The sequence below is a fragment of the Nonomuraea sp. NPDC049309 genome (assembly GCF_043196965.1).
Lineage (GTDB): Bacteria > Actinomycetota > Actinomycetes > Streptosporangiales > Streptosporangiaceae > Nonomuraea > Nonomuraea fastidiosa.
Genome location: NZ_JBICSH010000005.1, coordinates 137,839 through 162,720, shown reverse-complemented (window position 1 = coordinate 162,720; position 24,882 = coordinate 137,839). Strand labels below are relative to the sequence as shown.

The window sequence follows — 24,882 nt, the reverse complement described above, 5'->3', positions numbered from 1 at the left end:
TGTCTCTCCTTGGACAGCCGGCGCGGGTCAGGAGCCCGCGGGGTCGATGGGGAAGTTGTCGCGGAACAGGCCGGTCGGGTCCCAGCGGCGCTTGAGCTCGCGCAGCCGCCGCAGGTGGCCGGGCGGGAAGGCGCGGGCCAGGACCTCCGGCCCGGTGCCGGTCTCGAAGCTCAGGTACGCGCCGTCGAACAGCGGCAGCAGCCGCTCCCACCGGACGGCGAGGTCGCGCGAGGCGCCGCCGAGCGTCGCGACCAGGAAGTTCGCCTCGCGCCACGCGTAGGCGGTGGCGTCGGCGGGCACACCGGCACCGCCGGCGGAGCGGATCGTGAGGATGAAGCGGTCGCGGGCGGCCATCAGATCGGCGAGGCGCGCCGCGACCTCGGGGGTCAGGTGCCGGACGAGCCCGGAGTGCGCGACGGGCCGCCCGTGGCCGTGCTGCACCTCCTCACCGGGAGGCACGGCGAGCAGCGCGCTGTACGGTGTGAGCCGTACCGACTGCCCGGCCGGCGGCGCCGGCCCGGCCAGCGGCGTGAGCCGCTCGACGACCGTGTCGGGGTCGGCGGAGTCCACCATGATGAGGGCCTGCACGGCGGCCGGGTATCCGGCGGGGGCCGGGCTCATCATGAGCGAGCCGGACACGCTGGGGTGGGCGCTCTCGAGCGCGGCGCCCCACTCGTGCAGGAACCGCGCGAGATCGTCCGGTACGTACGCCAGCATCGCGAACCCCACCCGTTCGCTGACCGGATGGGCATCGAACTCGAACGCCACCGCGACGCCGAAGTTCGACCCGGCGCCGCGCATCGCCCAGAACAGGTCGGGGTTCTCCGCGCCGTCGGCCCTGACCAGCTCGCCGCCGGCCGTGACGAGCTCGACCGCGCGCAGGTGGTCGATGGTCAGCCCGCGCTGCCGGGCGAACCAGCCGATCCCGCCCGCCGTCGCCAGCCCGCCCGCGCCGCAAGCCGCGCGGGTACGGGCTCACCCCCGAACGCGACGACCCGGCCGCTGGTGTCCCCCGGCACGGGGACGCCGTCTCGCGCGCGGGGCTCGGATAAGGAGCCGCCGTCATCTGAGCGGGCCTGGGCCGGGGAGCCGCCGCCGGGAGCCACGCCCCGGCCGTCCCCCTTTCCCGCGCGGGACTCGGCGACGCGTTCGCGGATCTCGGGGGCGGTCTCGCGGGCGAACCGGCGCAGCTCGGACGGATCGTCGGTGGCGACGATGAACACGCTCACCCCGTCGTCGGCGGCCAGCCTGGCGAGGTCCTCGGCCTTGTCGCCGGGGGTGACGTTGAGCAGGCGGGTGACGGCAACGCGCGGGTCGCGGCCGGCCTGGACGGCGGCCTCGTCGATGACGCGGTTGCCGCGGGCGAGGTCGCCCGGCCCCAGCCGGGGCAGGCTGGGCAGCCACCCGTCGCCTTTGCGGCCGATGACGCGCTGCATGCGCGGCTTGAACGCGCCCAGCCAGACGGGCACGTCGTGCGCCGGCGACGGCCCGCGCGGCATGCCGTCGATCCGGTAGTGGGCGCCGTCCACGCGCAGCGGTCCGGGGTCGTCGCCCGCCCAGACGCCGCGGATGACGTCGAGCGCCTCGTCCAGCGCGCTCACCGCCTGGGCCGGGGTCCTTCGCGGCCCGCCCATCGCGGCGATGGCGTCCCAGAAGGCGCCGGTGCCGAGCCCGAGCGCCGCCCGGCCGCCGCTGAGCAGGTCGAGGGCGGCCACGGAACGGGCGAGCACGGCGGGCGGGCGCAGGGGAAGGTTCGTGACGTTCGCGGCGACGTGGATCGCCGTCGTGCGTGCGGCCGCCCAGGTGAGCACGGTCCAGGCGTCGAGGAGGCGGCCCTGGTACGGGTGGTCCTGCACGGTGACCAGGTCCAGGCCCTCGTCCTCGCTGAGCAAGGCCAGGTCGGCCACGTGCTGCGGCCGGTCGGCTGTGGGTGTGACGAAGCTGCCGAAGCGCAGCTCGTGACCGTAGTCGGGCATGGCTCAAGGCTTGCCGCCGCCGCGCGAGCGCACAAACACCCGGTAACCGACTTACGAAAAGTAAGTGCTCGTATCTGCAAGAACCGACTTACACTGGGTAAGTGACCATCCCGAGAACGCACGCGCCGCGCACCCCGCGCACCCTGTGGGACCACAGCGACGAGGCCGAGTGCCGCCGCGCCGGTCGCGCGCTCGAGGTCGTCGGGCAGCGCTGGGCCCCCGGCGTGCTGCTCGCGCTGGCCAGGGGCGCCGAGCGGTTCACCGAGATCGCCGCGTCGGTCGACGGCATCTCCGCGCGCATGCTGACCGTCCGGCTCAAGCAGCTCGAAAGCGCCGAGCTGGTCGAGCGCACGGTCATCCCCACGACCCCGGTCTCGGTGCGCTACCGGCTCACGCCGCGCGGCGCCGACCTGCTCGCCGCGATCCGCCCCATCGCGGACTACCTCACGCGCTGGCCGGACGTCGGCACGGACCCACCGGAGTAACGGCCCGGACTCGGGCAGGGCGGGGCTCAGAACCGCCGCACTGAGCGCCGGTAGCACCGGGTGCGAGCGCGGGCCCGCCGAGTGAGCGCCGGTCGCACCGGGGCAGAGCGCGGGCCCGCTGAGTGGGAACCGGTCGCGTCCGGCGGGTGAGAGCCGGACGCACCGGGGGCGAGAGCCGGGCGCGGTGGGGCGAGAGCCGGGCGCGGTGGGGCGAGAGCCGGGCGCGGTGGGGCGAGAGCCGGGCGCGCCGGGGCGAGAGCGTGCACCCGCCTGGGCAGGTCCACGCGCCCCACCGGCGCGCGAGGTCAGATCATCTCGCTCTTGTAGAAGATGCTGGCCAGCCGGGCTCCCGACTCGCCCGATGCGAGGCCCAGGCACAGCCGCGGCTGCCCGTTCGCGATCTGGATGCCCATGCCTTCGGGCTCGCGGAAGTCGAGCGACCGGCCGGCCTCGGTGCGGGCCCGCTGCACCTGCTCGCCGGTGCGCAGGTCGAGGCAGGTGATGAAGCTGTTGCCGGGCGGGGGGTTGTCGCTGCTGTAGGCATTGCCGGTCAGGAAGTAGACGAAGTTGCCGTACGCGGCGTACCCCTGGAAGGTGCCGAGCCCGGACGGCTGGGGGATGTGGAAGATCGGGTCGTACCTGCCCGCCTTGACGTCCGCCAGGTTGTAGGCCGCGTAATGGAAGATGCTGCCGTCGTGGTAGCGCATCACCAGCCGGTCGGTGGACGGGTCGATCGTGCAGGTGGTATTGCGCACGCCGGAGATCGGCGTGTGCTTGGTGAGCGCGGACGACGACGTGGTGAGGGTCTGCCCGTTGACGAACTTGAACCGCGCCAGCCTGGTGCCGCGCGAGCTGTCGTCGTCGCTGATGCCGTCGGTCTCCGTCCACATGTACGCGCTGGAGCCCGACGGCTCGACGCCGAACTGCACGCCGTGGCCGAAGCCCATGAGGTACATGTGGCCGAGGATCGAGCCGGACAGGCTGAGCTTGGTGAGGCAGAGGTCGCCGGCGGCGTTGGAGCCTTTGCCGTTCTTCACTTGCAGCGTGTAGATGTGGCCGTTGCGGTTGTCGAAGGCGAAGGACTGCATGACGGTCTGGTCGTGCAGCGGCTTCTTCCATAGCAGCGAGGTCGAGGGGGCGGTGAGCTGGAACCGGCCTTCGGCGGCCGCGGCCGGCTCCGTCGCGAGGGCGGCGGCCGCGACCGCACCTGCGCCGATGGTGAACAGGTGCCTGCGGGAAACGTTTACAGAATGCATGCGTGACGGTCACCTTCCTCGCAGCCCAGCCTGGGCGCGCGTCCGGGGGTAAGGCGCGCCGTCAGGTTAACACCGGGATGTCAGATGAGCGAGGGTCCGGTGTTATCTCTGTAACATCAGCGACATACTCCGCCGTACCGGGTGAGCCGGATCTGTTCTTTGCCTGGCGGCTGGCGTGTCATCGTCCGCATAGATGCCGTTCGCGGCGATCATGCTTGCTGTGGTGAGCAGGAGATCCTTCCTGGCGGCCGGCCTCGCCTGGGGCCTGCCGTCCCTGGTGCCGTCGGCCGGCTTCGGCGAGCCGTTCACGCTCGGCATCGCCAGCGGCGACCCCGACCCCGGCGGGTTCGTGCTGTGGACCAGGCTCGCGCCGGAGCCGCTGGCCGAGGACGGATACGGCGGCATGCCGGACACGCCGGTGCCGGTCCACTGGCAGGTCTTCGCCGACCCGGCGGGCAAGCGCGTCGTCCGCAGCGGCACTCAGCTTGCCGTACGCGAATGGGTCCACAGCGTGCACGTCACCGTGACCGGCCTGCGGCCCGGCCGCCCGTACTGGTACCGCTTCAAGGCGGGGCCGTACGTCTCGCCCATCGGCCGCGCGCTCACCGCGCCCGCGCCCGGCACGACCGGCACCCCGCTGCGCATGGCGGTCTGCTCCTGCGCCAACTACCAGCACGGCTACTTCACCGCGTACGCGGCGCTGGCCGCCGAGCGTCCCGACCTCGTGGTGAACCTCGGCGACTACATCTACGAGCAGGGCAGCGACCACCTGCTGGGACCCGGCGGCAACATCCGCGACCACGGCGGCCCCGAGGCCATGACGCTGACCGACTACCGGCGCCGCCACGCCCTCTACAAGACCGACCCCGACCTGCGCGCCGCACACGCCGCCGCCCCGTGGGTGGCCGTCATGGACGACCACGAGGTGGTCAACAACTGGACCAACCTCATCCCCGCCGTGCGCCGCGCGGCGGCGTTCCGCGCCTACTACGAGCACATGCCGCTCCGGCCCGCCGCCCGCCCCGGCGGCACCGCCATGCAGCTTTTCCGCCGCCTGCGCTGGGGCGGCCTGGCCACCCTGCACGTGCTCGACACCCGCCAGCACCGCGACCCGCACCTGTGCGGCGCCGGCTTCCACGACTGCCCGCAGCCCGACGGGCCCAGCAGGACGATGCTCGGCCTGGACCAGGAGCGGTGGCTGCTGGACGGTTTCCACCGCTCGCGCGCCCGCTGGGACCTGGTCTGCCAGCAGGTCTTCTTCGGCCAGCGCGACCGCGACCCGGGCCCCGGCCGCCTGGTGCGCCAGGACGCCTGGGACGGCTACACCGCCGCCCGGCTGCGGGTCAGCGAGGGCTGGTTGCAGGCGGGCGCCCGCAACGTCGCCGTGCTGACCGGGGACGTGCACGCGCACTGGGCGGGCGACATCGTGCTCGACTACGACGACCCGGCGGCGCGCCCGATCGGCGCCGAGCTCGCCGTCACCTCGATCACCAGCGGCGGCGACGGCGTCGACATCGACCCGGCCGCCGATCCGCTGCTGGCCGGAAACCCGCACTTGAAGCTGCACCTGAGCCGCCGCGGCTACCTCATGGTGGACGTCACCATGAGCACGCTGACCGCCACCTTCAAGATCCTGCGGTACGTCAGCCGTCCGGGCGCGACCGCCGAGACCGCGGCCGTGCTCGCCCTGCAGGACCGCATCCCCGGCCTGGTCGAGGCTAGGGCGTGAGGAGCACCTTGACGGCGCGGCGCTCGTTCATCGCCCGGTAGCCCTCGGCGGCCTCATCGAGCGGCAGCGTCATGTCGAAGACCCGGCCGGGGTCGATCTCGCGGTTCCAGATGAGGTCGATCAGGTGCGGCAGGTACTGGCGTACGGGAGCCGGCCCGCCGTGCAGGTGCACCAGCGAGAAGAACAGCTCGTCGCCGGGCAGCGCCACGTCGTGGGCGTACCCGATGAAGCCGACGTGGCCGCCCGGCCGGGTGGAGCGGATCGCCTGCAGCATCGACTCCTGCGTGCCGACCGCCTCGATGGCGCTGTGCGCGCCGAGCCCGTTCGTCAGTTCCATGATCCGGGCCACGCCCTCGTCGCCGCGCTCGGCCACGATGTCGGTCGCGCCGAAGGCGCGGGCGAGCTCCTGGCGGGGCGCGTGCCGGGTCATCGCGACGATCCGCTCCGCGCCGAGCCGCCCGGCCGCCAGCACCGCGCACAGCCCGACCGCGCCGTCACCGACGACCACCACGGTCTTGCCCGGCTCCACGGCGGCGGCGACCGCGCCGAACCAGCCGGTGCCCAGCACGTCGGAGGCGGCGAGCAGGCTCGGCACGATGTCGGGATCGGGGGTGCCAGGGGTGGCCACCAGCGTGCCGTCCGCGTGCGGGATGCGCGCGAGCTGCGCCTGCGTGCCGATCGAGCCCATCAGGACGCGGTTGACGCAGCCGCTCTGGTAGCCGGCGCGGCAGATCTCGCAGGTGTTGTCCGACGCCCAGAACGAGCCGACCACGAACTGGCCCGGCCTGACCCTGGTCACCTCGGGACCGACCTCCTCGACGACGCCCACGTACTCGTGGCCCATGGGCGCCGCCTCGGCGGTCTCCTCCAGGCCGCGGTAGGACCACAGGTCGGAACCGCAGATGCAGGTCGCGGTCAACCGGATGATCGCGTCGGTGGGCTCGACGATCTCCGGGTCGCGGCGCTCTTCCACACGGACGTCGCCGGGTCCGTGCAGGACCGCTCCGCGCATCGCAGGTCTCCTTCCGGCGCTCTCCTCCGTACCTCCTCGTTTGTTTCCTGGTACGGGCCCGCGCCGGCGCCCCGCCCGGAACTTTGGCCCGTTCCAGGGGTTTCGCGGACTCGCGCATGACGATCGGGGTGCCGCTATGATCACCGCCCATTGCCGTCTGTGAGGAGTGAGTGATCGATATGGACCGCCGTCGTTTCCTGGCGCTCGCCGGCGCCGCCGCGGGTGCGGGCATCGCCGCGCCCGCCTACGCCGCGAGCTACCCCGGTTACGACGGCGGCGTGCCGGCGGAGATGCACGACAAGCTCGCCGGGCTGGCCCCGTACGGCATCACGGCCCTGGCCTTCACACCGTCGGGCGGATGGGTGATCGTCACCAGGGACGGCCGCTACTTCGCCCGCGGCATCCCCGACGCGTGCTTCACCGAGCTCGGCTCGCTGGTGCAGGCCGGCCGGCAGATCACCTGCGTGGCGTTCCCGCCCGAGGGCGGCGACCGCTGGGTGATCACCACGGACAAGGGCGTGTCGGCGCGCGGCGTGCCCGCCGAGTGCCGAGAGCGCATCGAGGCGTACTACGACGCGGGGCAGCAGGTCGTGTCCGTCGCCTTCCCGCCCGCCGGCGGCGACCGCTGGGTCGTGGCCGCCTCCGGCGGCTTCTACGCGCGGGGCATCGACGACGAGTGCTTCCAGATGATGCGCAACCTGACGCAGGGCGGCCGCCGCATCACGCACGTCGCCTTCCCCAAGGACAAGGGCTGGGTGGTCGTCGCGCAGGACACCTACTTCGCCCGGAGCATCCCCGACGCCTGCTACTCCCGCATGGGCACCCTCCACAACGGCGGCTGGCAGGTGCACGCGCTGGCCTTCAGCCCGTCCGGCGGCTGGGCGCTCAGCACGCGCGGCACGCTGCCGTCCCTGCCCGCCGACAAGGTGCGCAAGGTCGAGAACTCCGTGGGCGGCGGCACCATCTGGCAGCGGATGAACGCCTACAAGACGCCCGGCGTGGCGGTCGCTGTGGTCACCGGCAACAAGATCGCCTGGTCCACCGGTTACGGCTGGCTGGAGGCCGGCAGCGGCGCGGCGGCGCACCCCGAGACCGCGTTCCAGGCCGCCTCCATCAGCAAGGCGGTCGCCACGGTCGGCGTGCTGCGGCTGCTGCAGACCCGCGAGATCGCCCTCAGCGCGGACGTGCGCCCCCACCTCGGCTGGACGCTCGGTCGCCGCTCCTGCGTCACCTCCAGCGCCGTGCCCACCATCGACCGGCTGCTCACCCACCGCGCCGGCGTCATCGGCCGGGGCTCCACCTCACCGGCCGGCGTCTGCTCCGGTTTCGACGCGGGCGGCGGCGGCTTCGCCGGGTACGGCCCGAACGCCACCGTGCCGTCGCTGCTGCAGGTCATGAACGGTGAGGGCAACTCGCCGAAGATCGAGCTGACCACCGCGCCCGGGGCCGAGTACCACTACTCGGGCGCCGGGTTCGTCCTGTTGCAGCGCATGATCGAGCAGGAGACCGGGCGGTCCTTCGCGGCGTACATGGCCGACGAGGTGTTCGCGCCGCTCGGCATGAAGTCCAGCTCGTACGCCCTGTCGCCCGGCTTCGAGCTGGCCGCCGGCCACACCTCGGCCGGCGCCGTCATCCCCGGCAAGCGCAACCGCTACCCCGAGTCGGCCGCCGCCGGCCTCTACACCACGGTCCTCGACCTGTGCCGCCTCATCTCCTCCCTCAACCGCGCCTACACCGCATCCGGCACCATCGACGGCCCGCTGACCAGGGCCTCGGTGCACACCATGCTCTCCACCGGGCCGCAGCCGACCATGGGGCGCGGCGTGTTCCTCGCGGGCGTCGGCACCGACCGCTTCTCGTACCTGCACGACGGCTCCAACTACGGCTTCAGATCGCTGTTCGAGGGCTTTCCGAAGCTGGGCGGCGGGTACGCGGTGCTGGCGAACGGCAACGAGACGGGGCTGGTGACCGAGATCGGCGCGGCCATCAAGAAGGTGTACGGCTGGGCGTGACGATCGTGCATGGCGTCACCGGGGCCTGAGCCGTCGTCACCGCCGTCCCCGCCTTGCGGCTGAGTACGTCCCGGTCACCGCCCTGCGCGCGGGGCGGGCGCGACGACCGGGTTCCACGGTTACGGGTCCGAAGTCTCGCATCACCGATGATCACCGACTGGTCACAGAATGTCAGCATGATTACCCTCAGTCACGGGCATAACGCTCACCGTCCCGCCAAGGGGCTACCTAGTCGGATATATGGGGGAATCGGAGGCGTCGGCGATGCGGAACGGCGGCACCCTACTCATCAGCACCTGCGCGGCGGTGCTGCTCGGCACCGCCGCCTGCGCACCGGCCGGTGACTCCGGCCCGCCGCCGGAGCAGCCGCGCCGGGCCCCGCTCCCGCCGCCCACGCTGTCGATCACGCCGGCCCATGGCGCGAAACGGGTGCCGCCGGACGCCGGGATCGGCCTCAAGGTCACCGGCGGCAAGATCACCTCGGTGTCCGTCACCGACGCCAAGGGCCGCGAGGTGCCCGGACGCCTGGGCGCCGACGGGACGTGGCGCCCGGCCTGGCCGTTCACGCCGTCGACCGCCTACACCGTACGGGCCCAGGCCGCCGCGCCCGACGGCGGAAAGACGGTCACCGAGCGGGCCGCGTTCACCACGCTGAAGCCCAAGCGCGTGCTGGAGACCGGCATGTCGCCGCTCGACGGCGAGAAGGTCGGCGTCGGCATGCCCATCCAGGTCCTGCTGTCGAAGCCGGTCACCGCGCAGAAGGACCGCGCGGCCGTCGAGCGGTCGCTCACGGTCCACATGTCCAAGCCGGTCGAGGGCGCGTGGAGCTGGGTGAGCGACCGGGAGGTGCAGTACCGGCCCCGCGAGTACTGGCCGGTGGGGGAGAAGGTGACCGTGGTCGCCCACATGGCCGGGCTGCGGATCGGACGCGACGTCTGGGGCACCAAGGATCGCACCGTGCACTTCACCGTCGGGCCCCGCCACATCACCACGATCAACAACAGGACGCACCGGGCGGTCGTCCGCAGCAACGGCAAGGTCGTCAAGACCATCCCGGTCAGCCTGGGCAAGCCCGGCTACGAGAGCTGGTCCGGCACCATGATCGCCCAGGAGAAGGCGCCGGACTTCCTCATGGACTCCGCCACCATCGGCATCCCGGGCGAGTACCTGCACCACACCAAGTGGAACGTCCGGCTCACCTACAGCGGCATGTTCTTCCACGCCGCGCCCTGGTCGGTCGGAGACCAGGGCCGCCGCAACGTCAGCCACGGCTGCGTCAACGCCAGCACCGCCAACGCCCACTGGTTCTACAACTTCACTCAGCGCGGCGACATCATCAAGATCACGGGTACCTCGCGCAAGCTCCGCTTCGGCAACGGCCCCACGCCCTGGACCAAGACGTGGGAGGAGTGGCTGGCCGGCAGCGCGCTCAAAACCTCGGCCGCCACCCCACCCGGCGCCGCCTCAACGGACGCCTGACCCGCTCGGCCTTTGACGGACGCCCGGCCCGCCGGGCCTTTGACGGACGCCTGACCCGCTCGGACTTTGACAGGCGCCCTGCCCGCCGGTTACCCGCCGGGCAGGGCCGCCGACCGCACGCCTGACCTTCTGGATGGAGCACTCCCATGAACCTCGCCGCCACAACGACGGCCACCGGACTCACCGCCCTGACCTGCCTGCTCGCCTCGGCCCCGGCCCCGGCGTGGAGCGCCGCGCCCGGGGGCAACGCCCCGATGTGCGTCGCCGTCTGGCAGACCACGGGCCGGTTCACCAAGACCGGCTACGCCCGCAACGACTGCAACACCCGCCTGCGCCTGAAACTCCTGTGGGGACGCGGGAGGGACGGCGACTGCCAGACCGTCGACCCCGGCAAGACCATCTCCTCGCAGGTCTTCCGAGGCGTCCGCGCCTTCGACGGCGCCAGCACCTGCTGAGCCGGCCGGCAGACCCCGGCGCTTGGACGCCGGCCGGTGTGCCGTGCCGGGTGGCGGCCGGCGTCAGAGCCGTGGCCCGGTGGGCCGCGGGTGGCGGTGGCGGGCCGTCGCTCCGGGGCGGTCCGCCACCACGGTGGGCCGTCGCTCAGGGGCGGTCCGCCACCGCCGTGCGGGGCGTTATCGGCGAGCCTCGTGCAGGATGTCCTCCAGGCGCTGTTCGACCGCGGCCAGCCGGTCAGCGAGCGGGCGGCTGTGCAGCAGGTCGGCGAGCTGGTCGGCCTCCAGCTGGTCGAGCTCCAGGGTGACCGCCGGGGTGTCGGGGTTCTGCCGGTCGTACAGGATGAGCGTGCGCTGCCCGCCGGCGCTGACGATGACGGCGAGGTGGTCGCCTCGCCGGGTGTCGCAGTGATGGACGGTGCCATCGCCTGGGACGTGGGTGTGCGTGATGTTCACCGGTGGGTGTCTCCTTCCGTGAGGGGCACTGCTGCCGCGGGGGCGGGGACGGGGCGGCGCGGGAGCTCCGCTCGCCGGACGCGGGCGATCAGCTCTCCCCTGAGCGGGAGCCGGACATCGGTGACGGAGAGCAGGGTGACGCGTACGCCCCACCGCCGCGCCGCCCGGCTGACCCGCTCGGCGAGGTCGGGTCCGGCGTGCGTGACCAGGCCGGGAAGGTCGGCCAGGTCCCGGTTGCCGACCTCCCTGCGCAGCTCCGCCTCGGCGGCGATCGTGGTGGCGGTGAGCGGGCCGTCGGCGGCGATCGCGTACCGTACGGGGTCGTCGACGGCCGCCACGGCGGTGGCCTTGACCTGCACGGTCACGCCGTCGCGGGTGACCAGCTCCTTGGCGAACAGGTCCAGGTACGTCAGGCGCAGCGACACCCGTACCGCGCGCTCCACGAACGGCCACACGATGACGAGCCCGGGACCGCGCAGCCCGGCCGCGCGCCCGAGCCGGTGCACCACGAGCCGCTCGTCCTCCCCGACCACGCGCAGTGTCCGGGCGGCGAGCGCGGCGAGCGGCAGCAGGGCCACGAGCAGCCACATCGGCGGCTCCGCCATCGTGAACGCCTGATAGAGGGAGGTCGCCCGGTCGTTCGTCATGCCCTCGCCCCCTCACCGTTCGTTCCGTTCGCCGGGAATCGGGTCCGTCTGGTTACCAGCTTGGCCGCTGCCTGGTGCCGCCACCATCGGGCCCAGCACCCATCTCCGCGGGTGGAGACCATGCAGACGCGTTCCGGTGAGGGCCGACGCCGGGGCGGGAGGCGTGTCGCGGCCGGGCACCGTGTGCGGCGGCGGGTGCCCGGCTCTGCTGCGGCTGCGGTGGGCGGCAGGGGCGAGGGCGACCGGGGGCCGGGGGTGATCAGCCGGCCTCCGGTCGCCGTCGGTCAGGGCGGCGGTGGCGGACGGGGCGCGTGACGGGCCGTACCGGGATCGGACACGTCCCCCTCGGTGAGAACGCCCCTCCGTCAGGGGCTCGGCGGGTGTCGCGGCCGCGGCCGGTCAGCGGACGCGGATGAAGACCGGGTTCGGGCAGAACCACAGGTCTTCCCACGGGCTCTCCTCGCCGTCCGCCTGCGGCTCCATCTCGTCGGTGCCGGTGCCGCGCACCCGCAGGTGGCTGTCATGGCCGACGTCGCGCAGCGTGTGGCGGATGACGCGGTCCTGGCCCTGGCGGCGCCAGTCGTTCGGGCCGAAGCGGGCCACGACCGCCGGCCCGCCACATGCGGCCCTGGTTGCCGCCGCGGCCGAACGTGCGCTCGTCGTCGGCCTGCGCGGGGTGCCGCCTGCGAGGGGCGCCGCGGCGGCGAGCGTCGCGCCGATGCCCGCGTACGTGACCAGCCGGCGGCGGGGAAGCCCGGAGCGCTCGGTCTCCTCCGCCTCCTTGTTCTTCACGATGCTGCCTTTCCTGCAACAAAGAGGGTGACAGCCGACAAATTCCTAAGAGCTGCATGAACGCCTTATGAAGCCGCGCCGGCGTCCAACAGTGCACGCCAGGTGGCCACGGCGGGGCGATAACCGTTTGAGGGGGCCGGAGAGCGCTGGTCAGCCTGCCGTTCATGACTTCGCTCGTACGGCACCGCCTGACCCCCGATCAGGCCGGCCCGGCGCTGCGCGCGCTGAGTGAGTGGACCCCCGAAGACGTTCCCGCGGGCGGCGTGCACCCCGGCGACATCGGGTGGTATCTCCGGTTCGACGACGCGGTCGTTCACCTCTGGACCGCCGATGGCACGCCGGTGGCTGCCGGGTTCCTCGACGGCAAGGCGCTGCGCGTGACGACCGCGCCGGGCGCCGGCGTCGAGGCGATCGCGGCGGACGCCGAGGAGCTGCTCGCACCGGACGAGCGCCGTACGGACGGCCTGCCGATGCCCGGGTTCCGGCGCGAGCTGGAGGACCCCTGGGCGGTCCTGTCGTGGACCCCGCGCCCGGTGGCCGCCACCCGCGCCGAGTTCGTCGACGCGGGCTCCGCCGCCGACCGGGTGCTCGTGCAGCGCTCCGCCTTCCCCGGTTCCACGTTCACGGTCGAGCGCTGGCACGCCATGAAGCGCTCACCGGCGGGCGACCTCGCGGTGGAGACGCTCGTACGCACTCCTGAAGGCGCGCCCGCCGCCGCCGTGACGGGCTGGTTCGCGGGCGAGGGCAGGTGCGCGCTGCTCGAACCCGTCGGCACCCACCCCGACCACCGCGGCCACGGTTACGGCCGCGAGGCGGTGCTGGCCGCGTGCGCGGCGCTGGCCGAGCGCGGGGCGAGCGCGGTCGCCGTCGTCACGCCGAAGTCGCTCACGCTGGCGGTGGCGCTCTACCGCTCGGCCGGGTTCACCCTCGTACGCGAGAATCACGACTGGGTGGCCGCCTGACCCGGGCGGCCGGGAATGCGGGCGGCGAGCCCGTTGTTGATCTCTCTCATGGCTGACCAGAACGTCGAGCTGAGCCCCACCGAATGGGTGCGGGAGCAGACGAAGAAGATCCTGGAGACCGGCACCACCGAAGGCGTGCAGGTCCAGGGCCGGCCCGTGGTGCTGCTGACCGTGCGCGGCGCGAAGACCGGCAAGCTGCGCTACACGCCGGTCATGCGGGTGGAGCACGAGGGTAGTTACGCGGTCGTGGCGTCCAAGGGCGGTGCTCCCGAGCACCCGACGTGGTACCACAACATCAAGGCGCACCCCGAGGTCCGGCTTCAGGACGGCACCGTGACCCGCACGTACGTCGCCCGCGAGGTCGACGGCGAGGAGCGGACCGCCTGGTGGGAGCGGGCGGTCGCGGCCTTCCCGCCGTACGCCGATTACCAGGTGAAGACCGAGCGCCGCATTCCGGTGTTCGTGCTCGACCCGAAGTGACGAGCGCGCCGCGGTCGCCCGTCCGGCACAGAACGTGACGAGCCCGCCGCCGCCCGTCCGGCGCACAACGCCGAAGTGATGAGCCCGCCGCCGTCGCCCGTCCGGCACAAGAGGCGACGGCGGCGGAGTCCATGGTGCCAGGATCCGGCGGTCAGGGGGCCGGCATCCGCAGAGGATCTACGCTCAGGAGTCCGCGGCCAGGTCGCCGGCCGTCACGCGCCACTCGCGCAGCCGCCGGTCCTTGGTGACGCCGAGCCGCGTGTAGGGGTCCCGCTCGACGAGCGCCTGCGCGGCCTTCTCGTCCTCCGCGCGCAGCACGATCATGCCTTCGGTCAGGTCCGTGTACGGCCCGGCGGCGACGAGGCTGCCCTCCTCGTGCAGCGTCTTCAGATGGGCGAGGTGGTCGTCGCGGCGCTCGGCGCGCAGCGGGGTGTCGTGGTAGCCGTAGGTCAGGACGAACAGTGGCATGGCGGGCTGATTCCTTCCATACGTGTCATACGAGTCAACTTGTGAGCCCGTACACCCGGCGTGCGGTGCCGGCGAAGACCGCCTCCTGGTCGGCGGGCGGGAGGTGGGCCAGCGCGTCCTTCCACGCGCCGACCAGCGGGGGCATGGCGGTCCACAGCTTCTCGACGGGAAAGTTGGTGCCGAACATCGCACGGTCCGCGCCGAACCGGGCGATCACCTCGTCGGTGACCATGGAGATCAGCTCCGGGTCCACCCGATGCACGAACGTGCCCTGCCCGGTGAGCTTGACGACGACGTTCGGCAGCCCGGCCAGCGCGGCCATGCCCGAGCGCCACGACTCGGCCTCCTCCTCGCCGATCAGCATTCCGGCGTGCACCAGCACGAACGTGACGCCGGGGAAGCCGGCCACCAGGTCGGCGGCGTCGGCCATCTGATCGGGGAAGACCTGCAGCTCGAACAGCCAGCCGAGATCGGCGAGCGCGCCGACGTTCTTCCTGAACACCGGGTCCTTCATGCGGTCGGGCCCGCCGGCGAAGCGGAACTCCGGCCGCTCGTGCCAGTGCAGCTGCTGCCGCACGCCGCGCACCAGCGGGGTGATCGCGGCCTGCCGCCGCATGACCTGCGGCGCGTCCTCGTCGAACATGTCGGCCGCCGCCACGACGGCCATCGGCCAGCCGCTCTGCTCGTGCACCTCGCGCAGCCAGCGCACCTCGTCCTCGACCCGGTCGAGCGGCCAGTTGGTCTGCACGTAGATGGAAGCGGTGATGCCGCAGGCGGTGGCCTCGGCGACGTACTCGTCGATCAGGTAGTCGCGGCGGATCGCCTCGTACGGGCCGAAGATGCGCGGCACCATCGGCCCCGACAGCCATGGCAGGTCCGCCTTGCGCCAGATGTGGTGGTGAGCGTCGACGATGGGGCCCGTGTACATGACGATCACTTCCTACCGAGGGTCTGGAGCTGCTCGTACGCCGTGCGCAGGTCACGAACGCCCGCCAGCCCGTCCAGGTGGCCGAGCACGGCCGACATGCCGCGCGTGACCGGCCGGTACGCCGGATCGCAGGCCAGCGGCGTCCACCACAGCAGCCGGTGGCCGAGCAGCGACATCCGGCGTACCGCCGCCCGCATGGGTTCGCAGTCGCCGCGCTCCAGGCCGTCCGACAGCACGATGATCAGCGCGCCGCGCGCCATCGTGACGTAGCGCGGGTTGCCCAGGAACGCCTGGAGCGAGGCGCCGATCCTGGTGCCGCCATCGGCGTCCAGGACGACCTCGCTCAAAGCGGCGACGGCCGTGTCCACGTCCCGCGCCCGCAGCGCCGCGGTCACCCGGGTCAGCCGGGTGCCGAACGTGAACACCTCGGCCCGCTCGAGCCGTGCCGTCACGGCGTGCGCGAAACGCAGGTAGGCGGCGCTGTGCTGCTTCATCGACCCGGAGACGTCGATGAGCAGCAGCACCTTGCGCGGCCGCCGGGGCCGGTCGCGCCTGCGCAGCGTCACGATCTCGCCGTGGGTGCGCCAGGATTCGCGGCAGATCCTGCCGAGGTCGATCCACGGGCCGCGCCGTGCGGGCCGGCGGCGGCGCGATCGCACGGCGGGCACCGCGCGGCGCAGGTCGCGCCGCAGCAGCGTGAGCACCGCCCGCTCGTCCTCGCTCGCCGGCCCGAACGCCGGCCGCCGCTCGTGCTCGGCCTGCCCTGCCTCGCGGCCCGCCCGGCCGCCGAGCGCCGCCGCGAAGGGAGCGTCGTCCCCTCCGCCGCGCGGCGCGGGCGTCTCGTCGTCGGGGGACTCCTCACAGGGTGCGGGCCGCGCCCGCGCCGTGCCGAACCAGCGCTCGAACACCGGCGTGTAGATCTCCAGGTCCTCGGGGGACGCGGTGAGCGTGCTCGCTCCGATCCAGTACAGGTGCGTGAGGTCGCGCGGGCCCGCGGCCTCGATCGCCCGCAGGAAGACCAGCCGCCGGGGCACCGGCACCCGCAGCCCCTGCTCGTGCAGGTCGCGCAGGAAGCCGTGCACGTGCCCGGCGACGCGCCCGGCGAGAGCGGGGTCAGTCACCGAACACCTCCGCCGCGTGCCGTTCGACCAGCGCCAGGTCCTCCTCGTGCTTGACGAGCAGCCCGGCCGACCTGCGCATCGCCTCCGGCCAGCTCGCCCCCTCTCCGGCCAGCGTGCGCACGCCGCGCGCCCACGACGCCGACTCGGCGATGCCCGGCCGTTTCAGCAGCTCAAGCGCGCGGATGCGGTGCACGGCGGCCACCAGCCGGGCCGCGCTCCGCTCGTCCAGGCCGGGCTCGCGCGCCTGGATGATCGCCCGCTCCCGCTCGGCGTCGGGGAAGGGGATCCAGTGGTAGAGGCAGCGCCGTTTGAGCGCGTCGTGCAGCTCGCGCGTCCTGTTGGAGGTGAGCACGACGAACGGCCTGCTCGCCGCCCGCACCGTGCCCAGCTCGGGGATCGTGATCTGGAAGTCGCCGAGGAACTCCAGCAGGAACGCCTCGAACTCGCTGTCGGCCCGGTCGATCTCGTCGATCAGCAGCACCGCGCCGCGCTCGGCCCGCAGGGCGCGCAGCAGCGGCCGCTGCAGCAGGAACTCCTCCCGGTACAGCGCGCCGACGCCCCGCCCTTCCACCTCGGCGGCCCGCAGCGCCAGCAGCTGCTTCGGGTGGTCCCACTCGTACAGGGCCTGGGAGGCGTCCAGGCCCTCGTAGCACTGCAGCCTGATCAGCTCGCGGCCGAGCACCCTGGCCAGCACGTTCGCGATCTCGGTCTTGCCGACGCCCGGCTCGCCCTCCAGCAGCAGCGGCAGCCCGAGCACCCCGGCCAGGTGCACGGCGGTCAGCAGGCCCTCGCCCGCCAGGTAGCCCTCCGCGCCGAGCCGCCGGCCCAGCTCGTCCTGGTCGGCGAGCACTGAGTCGCCGGGCACTGAGTCGGCGAGCACAGAGTCGGCGAGCACCGGGTCGGCCGGCTCCTCAGCCCGCACGGCCGGCCCGCAGCTCGTCGAGGCCGCGCAGCACCTTCTCCGGCGTGAACGGCATGCTCGTCAGCCGCACGCCGACCGCGTCGTACACGGCGTTCGCGATCGCGGGGATCGGCGCGTTCGCGGTCATCTCGCCGATGCCCTTCGCCCCGAACGGCCCGTTGTCCGCAGGGCGCTCGAGTAACACGCTGGTCTGCACCGGGAGGTCGGCGGGGCCCGGCATCAGGTACTCGGTGAAGTCGAGCGGGCCGTGCTCGCGCGAGTGCGGATAGTACGGCTCCGTCGACTCGAACAGCGCGTGCGACAGCCCCATCCAGGCGCCGCCCTCCACCTGCTGCGTCGCGATGGCGGGATTGAGCGCCCTGCCCACCTCGTAGGTGTTGTACAGCCGTAGCACCTCGATGACGCCCGTCTCGTCGTCCACCTCGACCTCGGCCACCGTGCACGCGTGCGCCTGGCAGGAGTCGGGGTCCATCTCCCCGGTCTCCGGCACCACCGTGCTCGGCTCCTTCAGGAACATGCCGCGGCCGGAGATCGTGCGGCCCTGGCGGAAGTGCGCGGCCAGCGCCACCTCGCTGACGTGGATCCTCTTCTCCGGCGCGCCCTTCACCCGGATGTGGCCGGTGCCGTCGGTCTCCAGGTCACCCGCGTCCACCTCCAGCTCGTCGGCCGCCACCTGCAGCATGACCTCCCTGGCCTCGCGCGCCGCCATGATCACCGCGTTGCCGACGCGGTGCGTGCCGCGGCTGGCGAACGTCCCCATGCAGTGCGGCCCGGTGTCGGTGTCGGCGGTGTCGACGATGACGTTCTCGATCGGGACGCCCAGCGTCTCGGCCGCGCACTGCGCGACGACCGTGCGCAGCCCCTGGCCGAGGTCCACCGAGGAGAGCGTCACCACGAACCCGCCCATGGTGGTGGCGTGCACCAGGGCCTGCGACGGGTCGCCGCCCAGGTTCATCCCCGTCGGGTAGTTGACCGCCGCGTACCCGCGCCCGCGCCGCAACGCCATCGCTCAGCCCTCCGCCCGTTCGCTCGACGACATCGCCCGGTACTCGTCCGGCAGCTCGTGCCCCACCAGGTCGGCGGCGCGCTGGATCACCTCGACCAGCGCCGTCCCCGACGCGATCTTGCGGTGCGCCTTCATGTCGCCGTCGCGGTAGGCGTTGAGCAGCCGCAGCCGCAGCGGGTCCATGCCCAGCTCCCTGGCCACGCGGTCCATGTGCGACTCCAGCGCGAAGTCGCCGATCGTCACGCCGAAGCCGCGCATGGCGCTGGACGGCGTCCGGTTCGTGTAGACGCAGTAGCAGTCCACGTGCACGTTCGGGATCGTGTACGGGCCCGGCATGTGCGCCGCCGCCTTCGTCACCCCGTACGGGCTGTGCCGCGAGTACGCGCCCGCGTCCACGTACAGGGTGACCTGGCGGGCGATGATGCGGCCGTCGTTCATCACGCCGTCCTTGATGTAGATGCGCTCGGCCGCCCGCGTGGACGACACCTGCATCTCCTCGGCGCGGCTGTAGACGTACTTGGCGGGCCGGCCGGTCAGCATGGCCGCCAGGCAGGCCAGCGGCTCCACGATCACGTCCACCTTCCCGCCGAAGCCGCCGCCCACCGTGCCGCCGACCACCCGCAGGTCCGTGGGCGGGACGCCGAGGATGAGCGCGGTGTTGTCGAGCGTGAAGAACGCCGCCTGCGTGTCGCTGTGGATGCGCAGCCGCCCGTCGCCCTGCGGCACGACGATGCAGCCGGTCGGCTCGACCGGGGCGTGCTCGATGGGGGAGGAGTCGTAGCGGCCCTCGATGATGCGGTCGGCCTCGGCGAAGGCCCGCTCCACGTCGCCGAAGCGCACCCTGCGGCAGTGGTGCCCCTCGTAGACGAAGTGGTTGGTGCCGGCCTGCTTGATGATCGGCGCGCCCTCGGCCAGCGCCTCCTCCACGTCGAGCACGGCGGGCAGGTCCGTGTACTCGACCTTGACCCGGGCGGCGCCCTCGCGGGCGGCCTCCTCGGTCTCGCCGACCACGGCGACGATCGGCTCGCCCCGGTAGAGCACCCGGTCCTCGGCCAGCACCGGCTCGTCGTCGGGCCCCACCCCGATGAGGCGGAGCACGACGTACCAGTTGTTCGGCACGTCCTTGTACGTGATGACGCGCAGCACGCCCGGCACCCGCAGCGCGCCGGAGACGTCCACGCTGTCGATGAGGGCGTGGTGCCGGGTGGAGCGGTGGATCTTGACGTGGACCAGGCCCGGCGGCGTCATGTCCTCGAAGAACGCCGTGCGGCCGGTGACGTGGGAGCGGGCGTCGGAGCGCTGGACGGGGGAGCCGATGACGGAGAAGCCGCCCTCGCCCCGCTCCCGGGCGAAGTACGCGGTGTCGATCGGGGTGAGGCGCGGGCTCATCGCTCGGCCCCCGCGGGCGCGCGCTCGGACGTCGCCTTGCGGCGGCGTTGTGCCGCGTCGAGCACGGCGTTGATGATCGGCTCGTAGCCGGTGCAGCGGCAGACGTTCCCGCAGATCGCCTCCACGACGTCCTGCCGGGTCGGCTCCGGGTTGCGATCGAGCAGCGCCGTGGCCGACATGATCATCCCGGGGGTGCAGAAGCCGCACTGCGTGGCGAACCCGTCCACGAAGGCCTGCTGCACGTCGCTGAGCCGCTCGCCGTCCGCCTGGCCCTCGATCGTCTCCACCGACGAGCCGTCCACCGTCACCACGGGGACCAGGCACGACACCACGGGCCGGCCGTCCAGCAGGACCGTGCAGCTGCCACAGCCTCCCTGGGCGCAGCCGCGCTTGGCGCCCATCAGCCCGAACGTCTCGCGCAGGGCGGTCAGCAACGTCATCGAAGGGCGGGCGATCAGCTCCCGCTCCGCACCGTTCAGCGTGAGCGTGACGATCCGTGCCGGCATGCGATCCCCTTTCAGGCCCCGAGCAGGGCGCGACGCAGGTGGACGGGGTAGACCCTGGCGCGGTACCACGCGGAGGCGTACGCGTCGTCGAACGGCTCGAAGGCGTCCGCTCCGGCCGCACGGGCGATGACCTCGGGGGTGAGCGGCGCGCCGAGCAGCACCCGCTCGGCGCCGGCGGCCCGTACCAGGCGGCGCGCCATGCCGCCGACGGCCAGCCGCACATCGGCCACCACGCCGTCCTCGGCCGCGATCCGTGCCGCGATCGTGACGATGGAGCCCGAGTTGAGCCGCCGCCTGGCCGCCTTGTGGAAGCGGAACGTCCCCTGCTCAGGGGCGGTGAACCGGATGCGCGTCACCAGCTCGCCCGCGGGCAGGCCGTCCGCGGCGATCCGCTCCAGGGGCTCGGCGCGGACGCCGTCCGCGCCGAGCACGTCCACCTCGGCGTCCAGGGCGAGCAGCGCCGCCGCGAGGTCGCCGTACGGCTGCGGCACGAAGAGGTTGCCCGCCACCGTGGCGAGGTTGCGCACCGGCGGGGAGGCGATCGAGCGCACGCAGGGGGAGAGGTAGGGGAGCCGGGGGTCGTCCTCGACGTCGGCGAGCGTGGTGGCCGCGCCGATCACCACCCGGCCGTCGTGGACGTCGATGCCGCGCAGCCCGGCCTTGCGCAGGCTGACCAGCCGTACGTCGGTGCCGGCCGCGTCGTTCAGCCGGGGCATCAGGTGGGTGCCACCGCCCAGGGGGAGGGCTCCGTCCCGGAGGTGAGTCCTGGCCGCGTCCGCGCTGTCCGGCATCTCGATCGATATCAGCATCTGCGCTCCAATTATCGATATCGATAATTTGAAGCTAGATGAGAGGATTTAAGAGTCAAGAGGGAGTTTTCGAGGGAGGTCTGGTGGCGGAACCCCCGGTCCACTCGTCGAGAGCGCCGCGCTCCGCCCGGCCCACCCTGAGCCGGCAGATCCGCGACGGCCTCCTGCGGCGGATCGTCACCGGCGAGCTGGGCGAGGGGGAGCGGCTGATCGAGACGAGGATCGCCGCCGAGTACGGCACCAGCCAGGCCCCCGTGCGCGAGGCGCTGCGCCAGCTCGAAGGCCTCGGGCTCATCGAGAGCCGGCCCCGGCACGGCAGCCGGGTGCTGCCCTTCGCCGAGCAGACGATCCGCGAGGCGTACATCATGCGGGCGGCGCTGGAGGAGACCGCGACCCGGCTCGCCATGCTCGCCGGGTCGCTGCCGCTCGACCGGCTCGAGGAGGCGGTGGCCGACATGGACGCCTGCGCCCGCGCCTCCGACGTCGCCGGCATCGGCCTGGCCAGCGCCCGCTTCCACCGCCACGTCGTCCAGGCGGGCGGCAACGGCCTGCTCACCCGTGCCTGGGAGGCGCTGCAGATCGAGGCCCGCACCGCCATCGCCCTCATGGTCACCAGGCCCGCGCTGGAGCGGGTCGCCGACGAGCACCGCGAGCTGCTGGAGGTCATGCGCACGGGGGACGTGGAGGCGGCCTGCCGGCATGCCCGCGACCACCAGTGGGCGTACGCCGACACGCCGCACGACGCGTACGGGACGCCGAGGCGGCCGGCGTCCTGACCCTGGGCCGGCCGGGGCATGGCGGCGTGATGCCGGCTATGCGACGTTAGCGGCCGGTGAATTTCTGTGACTTTTCGTGATGCTCACGACCTTCCGGCTAAGGTGCTGAAGATCAAAGTAGTGACACGGGGGACTTCATGCCGCAGGCCGAACCGCTCTGGGAGGAAGATCCGCCCGCCGTGGGGCCCTACCGGCTGCTCGGCCGGCTGGGCTCGGGCGGGCAGGGCGTCGTCTACTTGGGGCGGCTTCCCGGCTCCGCACCGGTCGCGATCAAGGTGTTCCGCGACGGGAGCGGCGGGGAGCGGTTCGCCCGGGAGGTCGAGGCGGCGCGGCGGGTCGAGCCGTTCTGCATCGCGCAGGTGCTCGACGCCTCCTTCGGCGAGCGGCCGTACATCGTCACCGAGTACGTCGAAGGGCCCTCGCTCCAGCAGGCCGGCCGCCACCACGGCGCCGACCTGCAACGGCTCGCGGTCGCCACCGCCACCGCGCTGGCCGCCATCCACCAGGCCGGCATCGTGCACCGCGACTTCAAGCCCGCCAACGTGCTGCTCGGCCCCGGCGGGCCGCGCGTCATCGACTTCGGCATCGCCCGTTCGGCGGCGGCCGGGCCGTCCGGGGTCAGCGGCGTCATGGGGACGCCCGCGTACATGGCGCCCGAGCAGCTCGCGGGAGCGCCGGTCGGGCCCGCCACGGACGTGTTCGCATGGGGCTCGGTGATGGTGTTCGCGGCCACCGGCAGCCCGCCGTTCGGCGAGGACACGCTGCCCGCCGTGATCAACCGCATCCTGCACAACGAGCCGCGCCTCGGCGACCTGGCCGAGCCGCTGCGCACGATCGTCCTGCACTGCCTGGCCAAGGACCCCGCGCGCCGCCCGACCATGCAGGACGTGCTGCTCCGCCTGCTCGGCGGTGGCCCCCACCGGTTCGGTGGCCCCGCCGTGCACACGTCATCGGCCCCCGGCGCCGCCGTGCCCTCCGCCGCCCGGCGGATGTGGCTGGTCGCGGGCGCCGCCAGCGCCGTGACGCTGGTGGTCGCGGGCGGCGTCACCTGGGGTGTCCGGAACGTCTGGGCCGACCGGCAGCCGCCCGCCGCGCAGGCCCTCGCCTCGACCACGACCCCCGCGCCCCCGACCGCCGGCGCCGGCGAGCCCCCGAAACGGACCCGCACCTCCTCCCCGAGCCCGCGCCGGCGGCGGACCACCTCGCCGACGGCGCGGCCTACGACCGGACCTCCGGCGCCGACGCCGACGCGCACGCAGCCCACCCGCACCGCCGCGACCCGCACCGCGAAACCTCCGGCGAAGCCCGCCACGACGGCCCCGGCGTCGGGCGGCGGCACCCTCCGCATCGCCAGGGTGTGGGCCTCCGGCAACACCCACGCCGACACCCCAGGCTGCCTGTTCGGCAGTGTCAACGTCTTCGGCCTGGTCGAGGGCAGCAAGCTGTACACCCACTTCTCGTACGAATGGCTTCTCGACGGCAAGGTCGTCCGCCGTTACAGCGACGGCATCTCCAGCGTCCACACCCGGCAGGTCACCGGCCCCCTGGTCGAGGCGGAGGGAACCCACCAGGTCGTGCTCCGCCTGACCTCGCCCCAGAAGGTCTCCAAGGCGCTCACCTTCCGCATCTGCTCCGACGAGGACGGGTGATGGGCGCGCTGCGGCCCGAGGACCCGGCCGCCATCGGCCCGTACCGGCTGCTGGGCAGGCTCGGCGAGGGCGGCCAGGGCGTGGTGTACCTGGGGGAGGACCCGGGCGGGCAGCGGGTGGCCGTCAAGGTGCTCCAGGACGGCTACGCCGGCGACCACCGCTTCGCCAAGGAGGTCGAGACGGCCCGGCAGGTGGAGCCGTTCTGCATCGCGCAGGTGCTCGACGCGTCGATGGGCGGACGGCCGTACATCGTCACCGAGTACGTCGACGGGCCGCCGCTCAGCCAGGCGGGCCGGCACACCGGGGCCGACCTGCAGCGCCTGGCGGTCGCGACGGCGACGGCGCTGGCCGCGATCCACCGGGCCGGGGTCGTGCACCGCGACTTCAAGCCCGCCAACGTGCTGCTGGGCCGCGACGGGCCGCGCGTCATCGACTTCGGCATCGCCCGCGCCCCCGGGCACTCGCTCACCGTGACCAGCAGCATCGTCGGCACGCCCGCGTACATGGCTCCCGAGCAGCTCGCGGGCGAGCCCGTCGGCCCGGCCACCGACGTGTTCGCGTGGGCCGGGGTGATGGTGTTCGCCGCGACGGGGACGCCGCCGTTCGGCAACGACTCGCTGCCCGCGGTGATCCGCCGCATCCTGCACGACGAGCCGTACCTCGGCGACGTGCCCGCCCCGCTGCGCCCGATCCTGCTCGCCTGCCTGGCCAAGAACCCCGCCGCCCGGCCGAGCATGCAGGACGTGCTGCTCTGGCTGCTCGGCTCCCGCCCGGCCCCGCCGATGCCCCCGGCACCCCCGATCTCCCAGGTGCCGCCCACCGGGCCCGCCATGTCGTCGCCGTCGGGGGCGCCGCGCAGGCGCGGCAAGGGGACGGCGGTGCTGATGGGCGCCGGTGCGGTGGTGGTGGCCGGAGCTCTGGTGGCGGGCGCGGTCGCGTTCCTGCCGCCGGGCAGGAGCGGCGCGGCCGCGCCCCCCGTACCGTCGCCCGCCTCTGAACGGACGGGGCAGAGCGCCTCGGCGACCGGCAGCCCCGGGACGAGCGCCTCACCCGCCGAACGGACCACGCCCCGCCGCAGCGGCACCCCCGAGCAGACCCCCGAGCAGACCCCGTCACGGACCACCCGCTCCACGCCGCGCCCGGCCACGCCGAAGACCACCGCTGCCGCGCCGAAGACCTCCGCCCCGAAGGCCACGAAGACCGGCACCTCATCCGGCGGCACCGTCCGGCTGGTGTCGGTGACGCTCGACGGCGTGAAGATGGGCGGCTGCTACAGCCCCAGCACGTTCCCGGTCGCCACGCTGGCCGGGCCGGCGGGCAAGCAGATCCCGTACGGCTACCGCTGGATCGTGGACGGCGAGGACGAGGGCTGGCTGACCGGATACCTCACCAACGGCTCCGACGTGCTGCGGCGCAGTCCGTTCAGCGCGTTCTCCGCCGGGCGGCACACGGTCGTCTTCCGCCTGCTCACCCACGCCAAGGCGTCGAGGACGCTGACGTTCACGATCTGCAAAATCTGACCCGGCCGCCGGATGGGGCAGGCTCGCGCGAAACCCGCGCTGTCCACGGG

General features: G+C 73.2%; 25 protein-coding genes. 10 read left to right on the top strand and 15 right to left on the bottom strand.

Annotated elements, in window-relative coordinates:
- Positions 1-27 precede the first annotated feature (27 nt).
- Together ACGFIM_RS29110 and ACGFIM_RS29105 are read right to left on the bottom strand one after the other, a co-directional pair.
- Positions 28-801, bottom strand: a complete 774-nt coding sequence (locus ACGFIM_RS29110) for a BBE domain-containing protein (protein WP_393206330.1) — start codon at positions 799-801, stop codon at positions 28-30.
- 92 nt (positions 802-893) lie between these two features.
- The gene (locus ACGFIM_RS29105) at positions 894-1,976 is read right to left on the bottom strand and encodes an LLM class flavin-dependent oxidoreductase (protein ID WP_393206327.1); all 1,083 of its coding nucleotides are present in this window, start codon (positions 1,974-1,976) and stop codon (positions 894-896) included.
- Between the two features lie 101 nt (positions 1,977-2,077).
- Between ACGFIM_RS29105 and ACGFIM_RS29100 the strand changes: the two genes are divergently transcribed.
- Entirely contained in the window at positions 2,078-2,461 is a 384-nt protein-coding gene (locus ACGFIM_RS29100) for a winged helix-turn-helix transcriptional regulator (protein WP_393206324.1), read from the top strand.
- A 305-nt stretch (positions 2,462-2,766) separates the two neighbouring features.
- On the opposite strand, the gene ACGFIM_RS29095 is transcribed toward ACGFIM_RS29100, so the two are convergent.
- Positions 2,767-3,717 (bottom strand): teichoic acid biosynthesis protein C, encoded by a 951-nt coding sequence (locus ACGFIM_RS29095; RefSeq protein WP_393206321.1) that lies wholly within the window; start codon positions 3,715-3,717, stop codon positions 2,767-2,769.
- Between the two features lie 223 nt (positions 3,718-3,940).
- Here ACGFIM_RS29095 and ACGFIM_RS29090 point away from each other — a divergent pair, with 223 nt between their 5' ends.
- A complete protein-coding gene (locus ACGFIM_RS29090; RefSeq protein WP_393206318.1) occupies positions 3,941-5,446 on the top strand; it encodes an alkaline phosphatase D family protein in 1,506 nt (501 codons plus the stop codon).
- On the opposite strand, the gene ACGFIM_RS29085 is transcribed toward ACGFIM_RS29090, so the two are convergent.
- Positions 5,436-6,458: a zinc-dependent alcohol dehydrogenase family protein gene (locus tag ACGFIM_RS29085; protein WP_393206316.1), complete on the bottom strand. Its 1,023-nt coding sequence runs from the start codon at positions 6,456-6,458 to the stop codon at positions 5,436-5,438. The genes ACGFIM_RS29090 and ACGFIM_RS29085 overlap by 11 nt on opposite strands.
- A gap of 179 nt (positions 6,459-6,637) precedes the next feature.
- On the opposite strand from ACGFIM_RS29085, the gene ACGFIM_RS29080 reads away from it, so the two are divergent.
- The 3 genes from ACGFIM_RS29080 (at position 6,638) to ACGFIM_RS29070 (ending at position 10,404) form a co-directional block, all read left to right on the top strand.
- Positions 6,638-8,470 carry a serine hydrolase gene (locus ACGFIM_RS29080; RefSeq protein ID WP_393206313.1) on the top strand — a complete coding sequence of 611 codons (1,833 nt, stop codon included), beginning with the start codon at positions 6,638-6,640 and terminating at the stop codon, positions 8,468-8,470.
- A gap of 240 nt (positions 8,471-8,710) precedes the next feature.
- On the top strand, positions 8,711-9,949 hold the full coding sequence (locus ACGFIM_RS29075; protein WP_393206310.1) for an Ig-like domain-containing protein: 1,239 nt from the start codon (positions 8,711-8,713) through the stop codon (positions 9,947-9,949).
- A 146-nt stretch (positions 9,950-10,095) separates the two neighbouring features.
- Complete coding sequence (locus ACGFIM_RS29070) at positions 10,096-10,404, top strand: hypothetical protein (RefSeq protein WP_393206307.1); 309 nt, start codon at positions 10,096-10,098, stop codon at positions 10,402-10,404.
- Positions 10,405-10,581: 177 nt separating this feature from the next.
- Here the strand turns inward: ACGFIM_RS29070 and ACGFIM_RS29065 are convergent, their stop codons facing one another.
- From ACGFIM_RS29065 to ACGFIM_RS29055, 3 genes are all read right to left on the bottom strand, one after another.
- Positions 10,582-10,857, bottom strand: a complete 276-nt coding sequence (locus tag ACGFIM_RS29065; protein WP_393206304.1) for a hypothetical protein — start codon at positions 10,855-10,857, stop codon at positions 10,582-10,584.
- Positions 10,854-11,504 (bottom strand): SPFH domain-containing protein, encoded by a 651-nt coding sequence (locus tag ACGFIM_RS29060; protein ID WP_393206301.1) that lies wholly within the window; start codon positions 11,502-11,504, stop codon positions 10,854-10,856. The genes ACGFIM_RS29065 and ACGFIM_RS29060 overlap by 4 nt, the downstream gene beginning before the upstream one ends.
- Before the next feature lie 399 nt (positions 11,505-11,903).
- Positions 11,904-12,296, bottom strand: coding sequence for a hypothetical protein (locus ACGFIM_RS29055; RefSeq protein WP_393206298.1), 393 nt, complete (start codon positions 12,294-12,296; stop codon positions 11,904-11,906).
- A 164-nt stretch (positions 12,297-12,460) separates the two neighbouring features.
- On the opposite strand from ACGFIM_RS29055, the gene ACGFIM_RS29050 reads away from it, so the two are divergent.
- Together ACGFIM_RS29050 and ACGFIM_RS29045 are read left to right on the top strand one after the other, a co-directional pair.
- Entirely contained in the window at positions 12,461-13,258 is a 798-nt protein-coding gene (locus tag ACGFIM_RS29050) for a GNAT family N-acetyltransferase (protein ID WP_393206295.1), read from the top strand.
- A gap of 48 nt (positions 13,259-13,306) precedes the next feature.
- Complete coding sequence (locus ACGFIM_RS29045; protein ID WP_393206292.1) at positions 13,307-13,738, top strand: nitroreductase family deazaflavin-dependent oxidoreductase; 432 nt, start codon at positions 13,307-13,309, stop codon at positions 13,736-13,738.
- Positions 13,739-13,921: 183 nt separating this feature from the next.
- On the opposite strand, the gene ACGFIM_RS29040 is transcribed toward ACGFIM_RS29045, so the two are convergent.
- From ACGFIM_RS29040 to ACGFIM_RS29005, 8 genes are read right to left on the bottom strand one after another with little or no spacing between them, the layout of a single operon-like run.
- Positions 13,922-14,206 (bottom strand): YciI family protein, encoded by a 285-nt coding sequence (locus tag ACGFIM_RS29040; RefSeq protein WP_393206289.1) that lies wholly within the window; start codon positions 14,204-14,206, stop codon positions 13,922-13,924.
- Between the two features lie 34 nt (positions 14,207-14,240).
- The gene (locus tag ACGFIM_RS29035; RefSeq protein WP_393206286.1) at positions 14,241-15,134 is read right to left on the bottom strand and encodes an amidohydrolase family protein; all 894 of its coding nucleotides are present in this window, start codon (positions 15,132-15,134) and stop codon (positions 14,241-14,243) included.
- 5 nt (positions 15,135-15,139) lie between these two features.
- A complete protein-coding gene (locus ACGFIM_RS29030; protein ID WP_393206283.1) occupies positions 15,140-16,255 on the bottom strand; it encodes a VWA domain-containing protein in 1,116 nt (371 codons plus the stop codon).
- Complete coding sequence (locus tag ACGFIM_RS29025) at positions 16,248-17,177, bottom strand: AAA family ATPase (RefSeq protein ID WP_393206281.1); 930 nt, start codon at positions 17,175-17,177, stop codon at positions 16,248-16,250. The genes ACGFIM_RS29030 and ACGFIM_RS29025 overlap by 8 nt, the downstream gene beginning before the upstream one ends.
- Positions 17,167-18,183, bottom strand: a complete 1,017-nt coding sequence (locus tag ACGFIM_RS29020; protein WP_393206278.1) for a xanthine dehydrogenase family protein molybdopterin-binding subunit — start codon at positions 18,181-18,183, stop codon at positions 17,167-17,169. Before ACGFIM_RS29020 ends, ACGFIM_RS29025 begins: the two co-directional genes overlap by 11 nt.
- A 3-nt stretch (positions 18,184-18,186) precedes the next feature.
- Positions 18,187-19,572 carry a xanthine dehydrogenase family protein molybdopterin-binding subunit gene (locus tag ACGFIM_RS29015; protein ID WP_393206275.1) on the bottom strand — a complete coding sequence of 462 codons (1,386 nt, stop codon included), beginning with the start codon at positions 19,570-19,572 and terminating at the stop codon, positions 18,187-18,189.
- A complete protein-coding gene (locus tag ACGFIM_RS29010; RefSeq protein WP_393206272.1) occupies positions 19,569-20,078 on the bottom strand; it encodes a (2Fe-2S)-binding protein in 510 nt (169 codons plus the stop codon). The genes ACGFIM_RS29015 and ACGFIM_RS29010 overlap by 4 nt, the downstream gene beginning before the upstream one ends.
- An 11-nt stretch (positions 20,079-20,089) precedes the next feature.
- Positions 20,090-20,887 carry an FAD binding domain-containing protein gene (locus ACGFIM_RS29005; protein WP_393206269.1) on the bottom strand — a complete coding sequence of 266 codons (798 nt, stop codon included), beginning with the start codon at positions 20,885-20,887 and terminating at the stop codon, positions 20,090-20,092.
- An 83-nt stretch (positions 20,888-20,970) separates the two neighbouring features.
- Here ACGFIM_RS29005 and ACGFIM_RS29000 point away from each other — a divergent pair, with 83 nt between their 5' ends.
- From ACGFIM_RS29000 to ACGFIM_RS28990, 3 genes are all read left to right on the top strand, one after another.
- A complete protein-coding gene (locus ACGFIM_RS29000) occupies positions 20,971-21,663 on the top strand; it encodes a GntR family transcriptional regulator (protein ID WP_393206266.1) in 693 nt (230 codons plus the stop codon).
- 137 nt (positions 21,664-21,800) lie between these two features.
- On the top strand, positions 21,801-23,312 hold the full coding sequence (locus tag ACGFIM_RS28995; RefSeq protein WP_393206263.1) for a serine/threonine protein kinase: 1,512 nt from the start codon (positions 21,801-21,803) through the stop codon (positions 23,310-23,312).
- The gene (locus ACGFIM_RS28990) at positions 23,312-24,832 is read left to right on the top strand and encodes a protein kinase (protein WP_393206260.1); all 1,521 of its coding nucleotides are present in this window, start codon (positions 23,312-23,314) and stop codon (positions 24,830-24,832) included. The genes ACGFIM_RS28995 and ACGFIM_RS28990 overlap by 1 nt, the downstream gene beginning before the upstream one ends.
- The last annotated feature ends 50 nt before the right edge of the window (positions 24,833-24,882 follow it).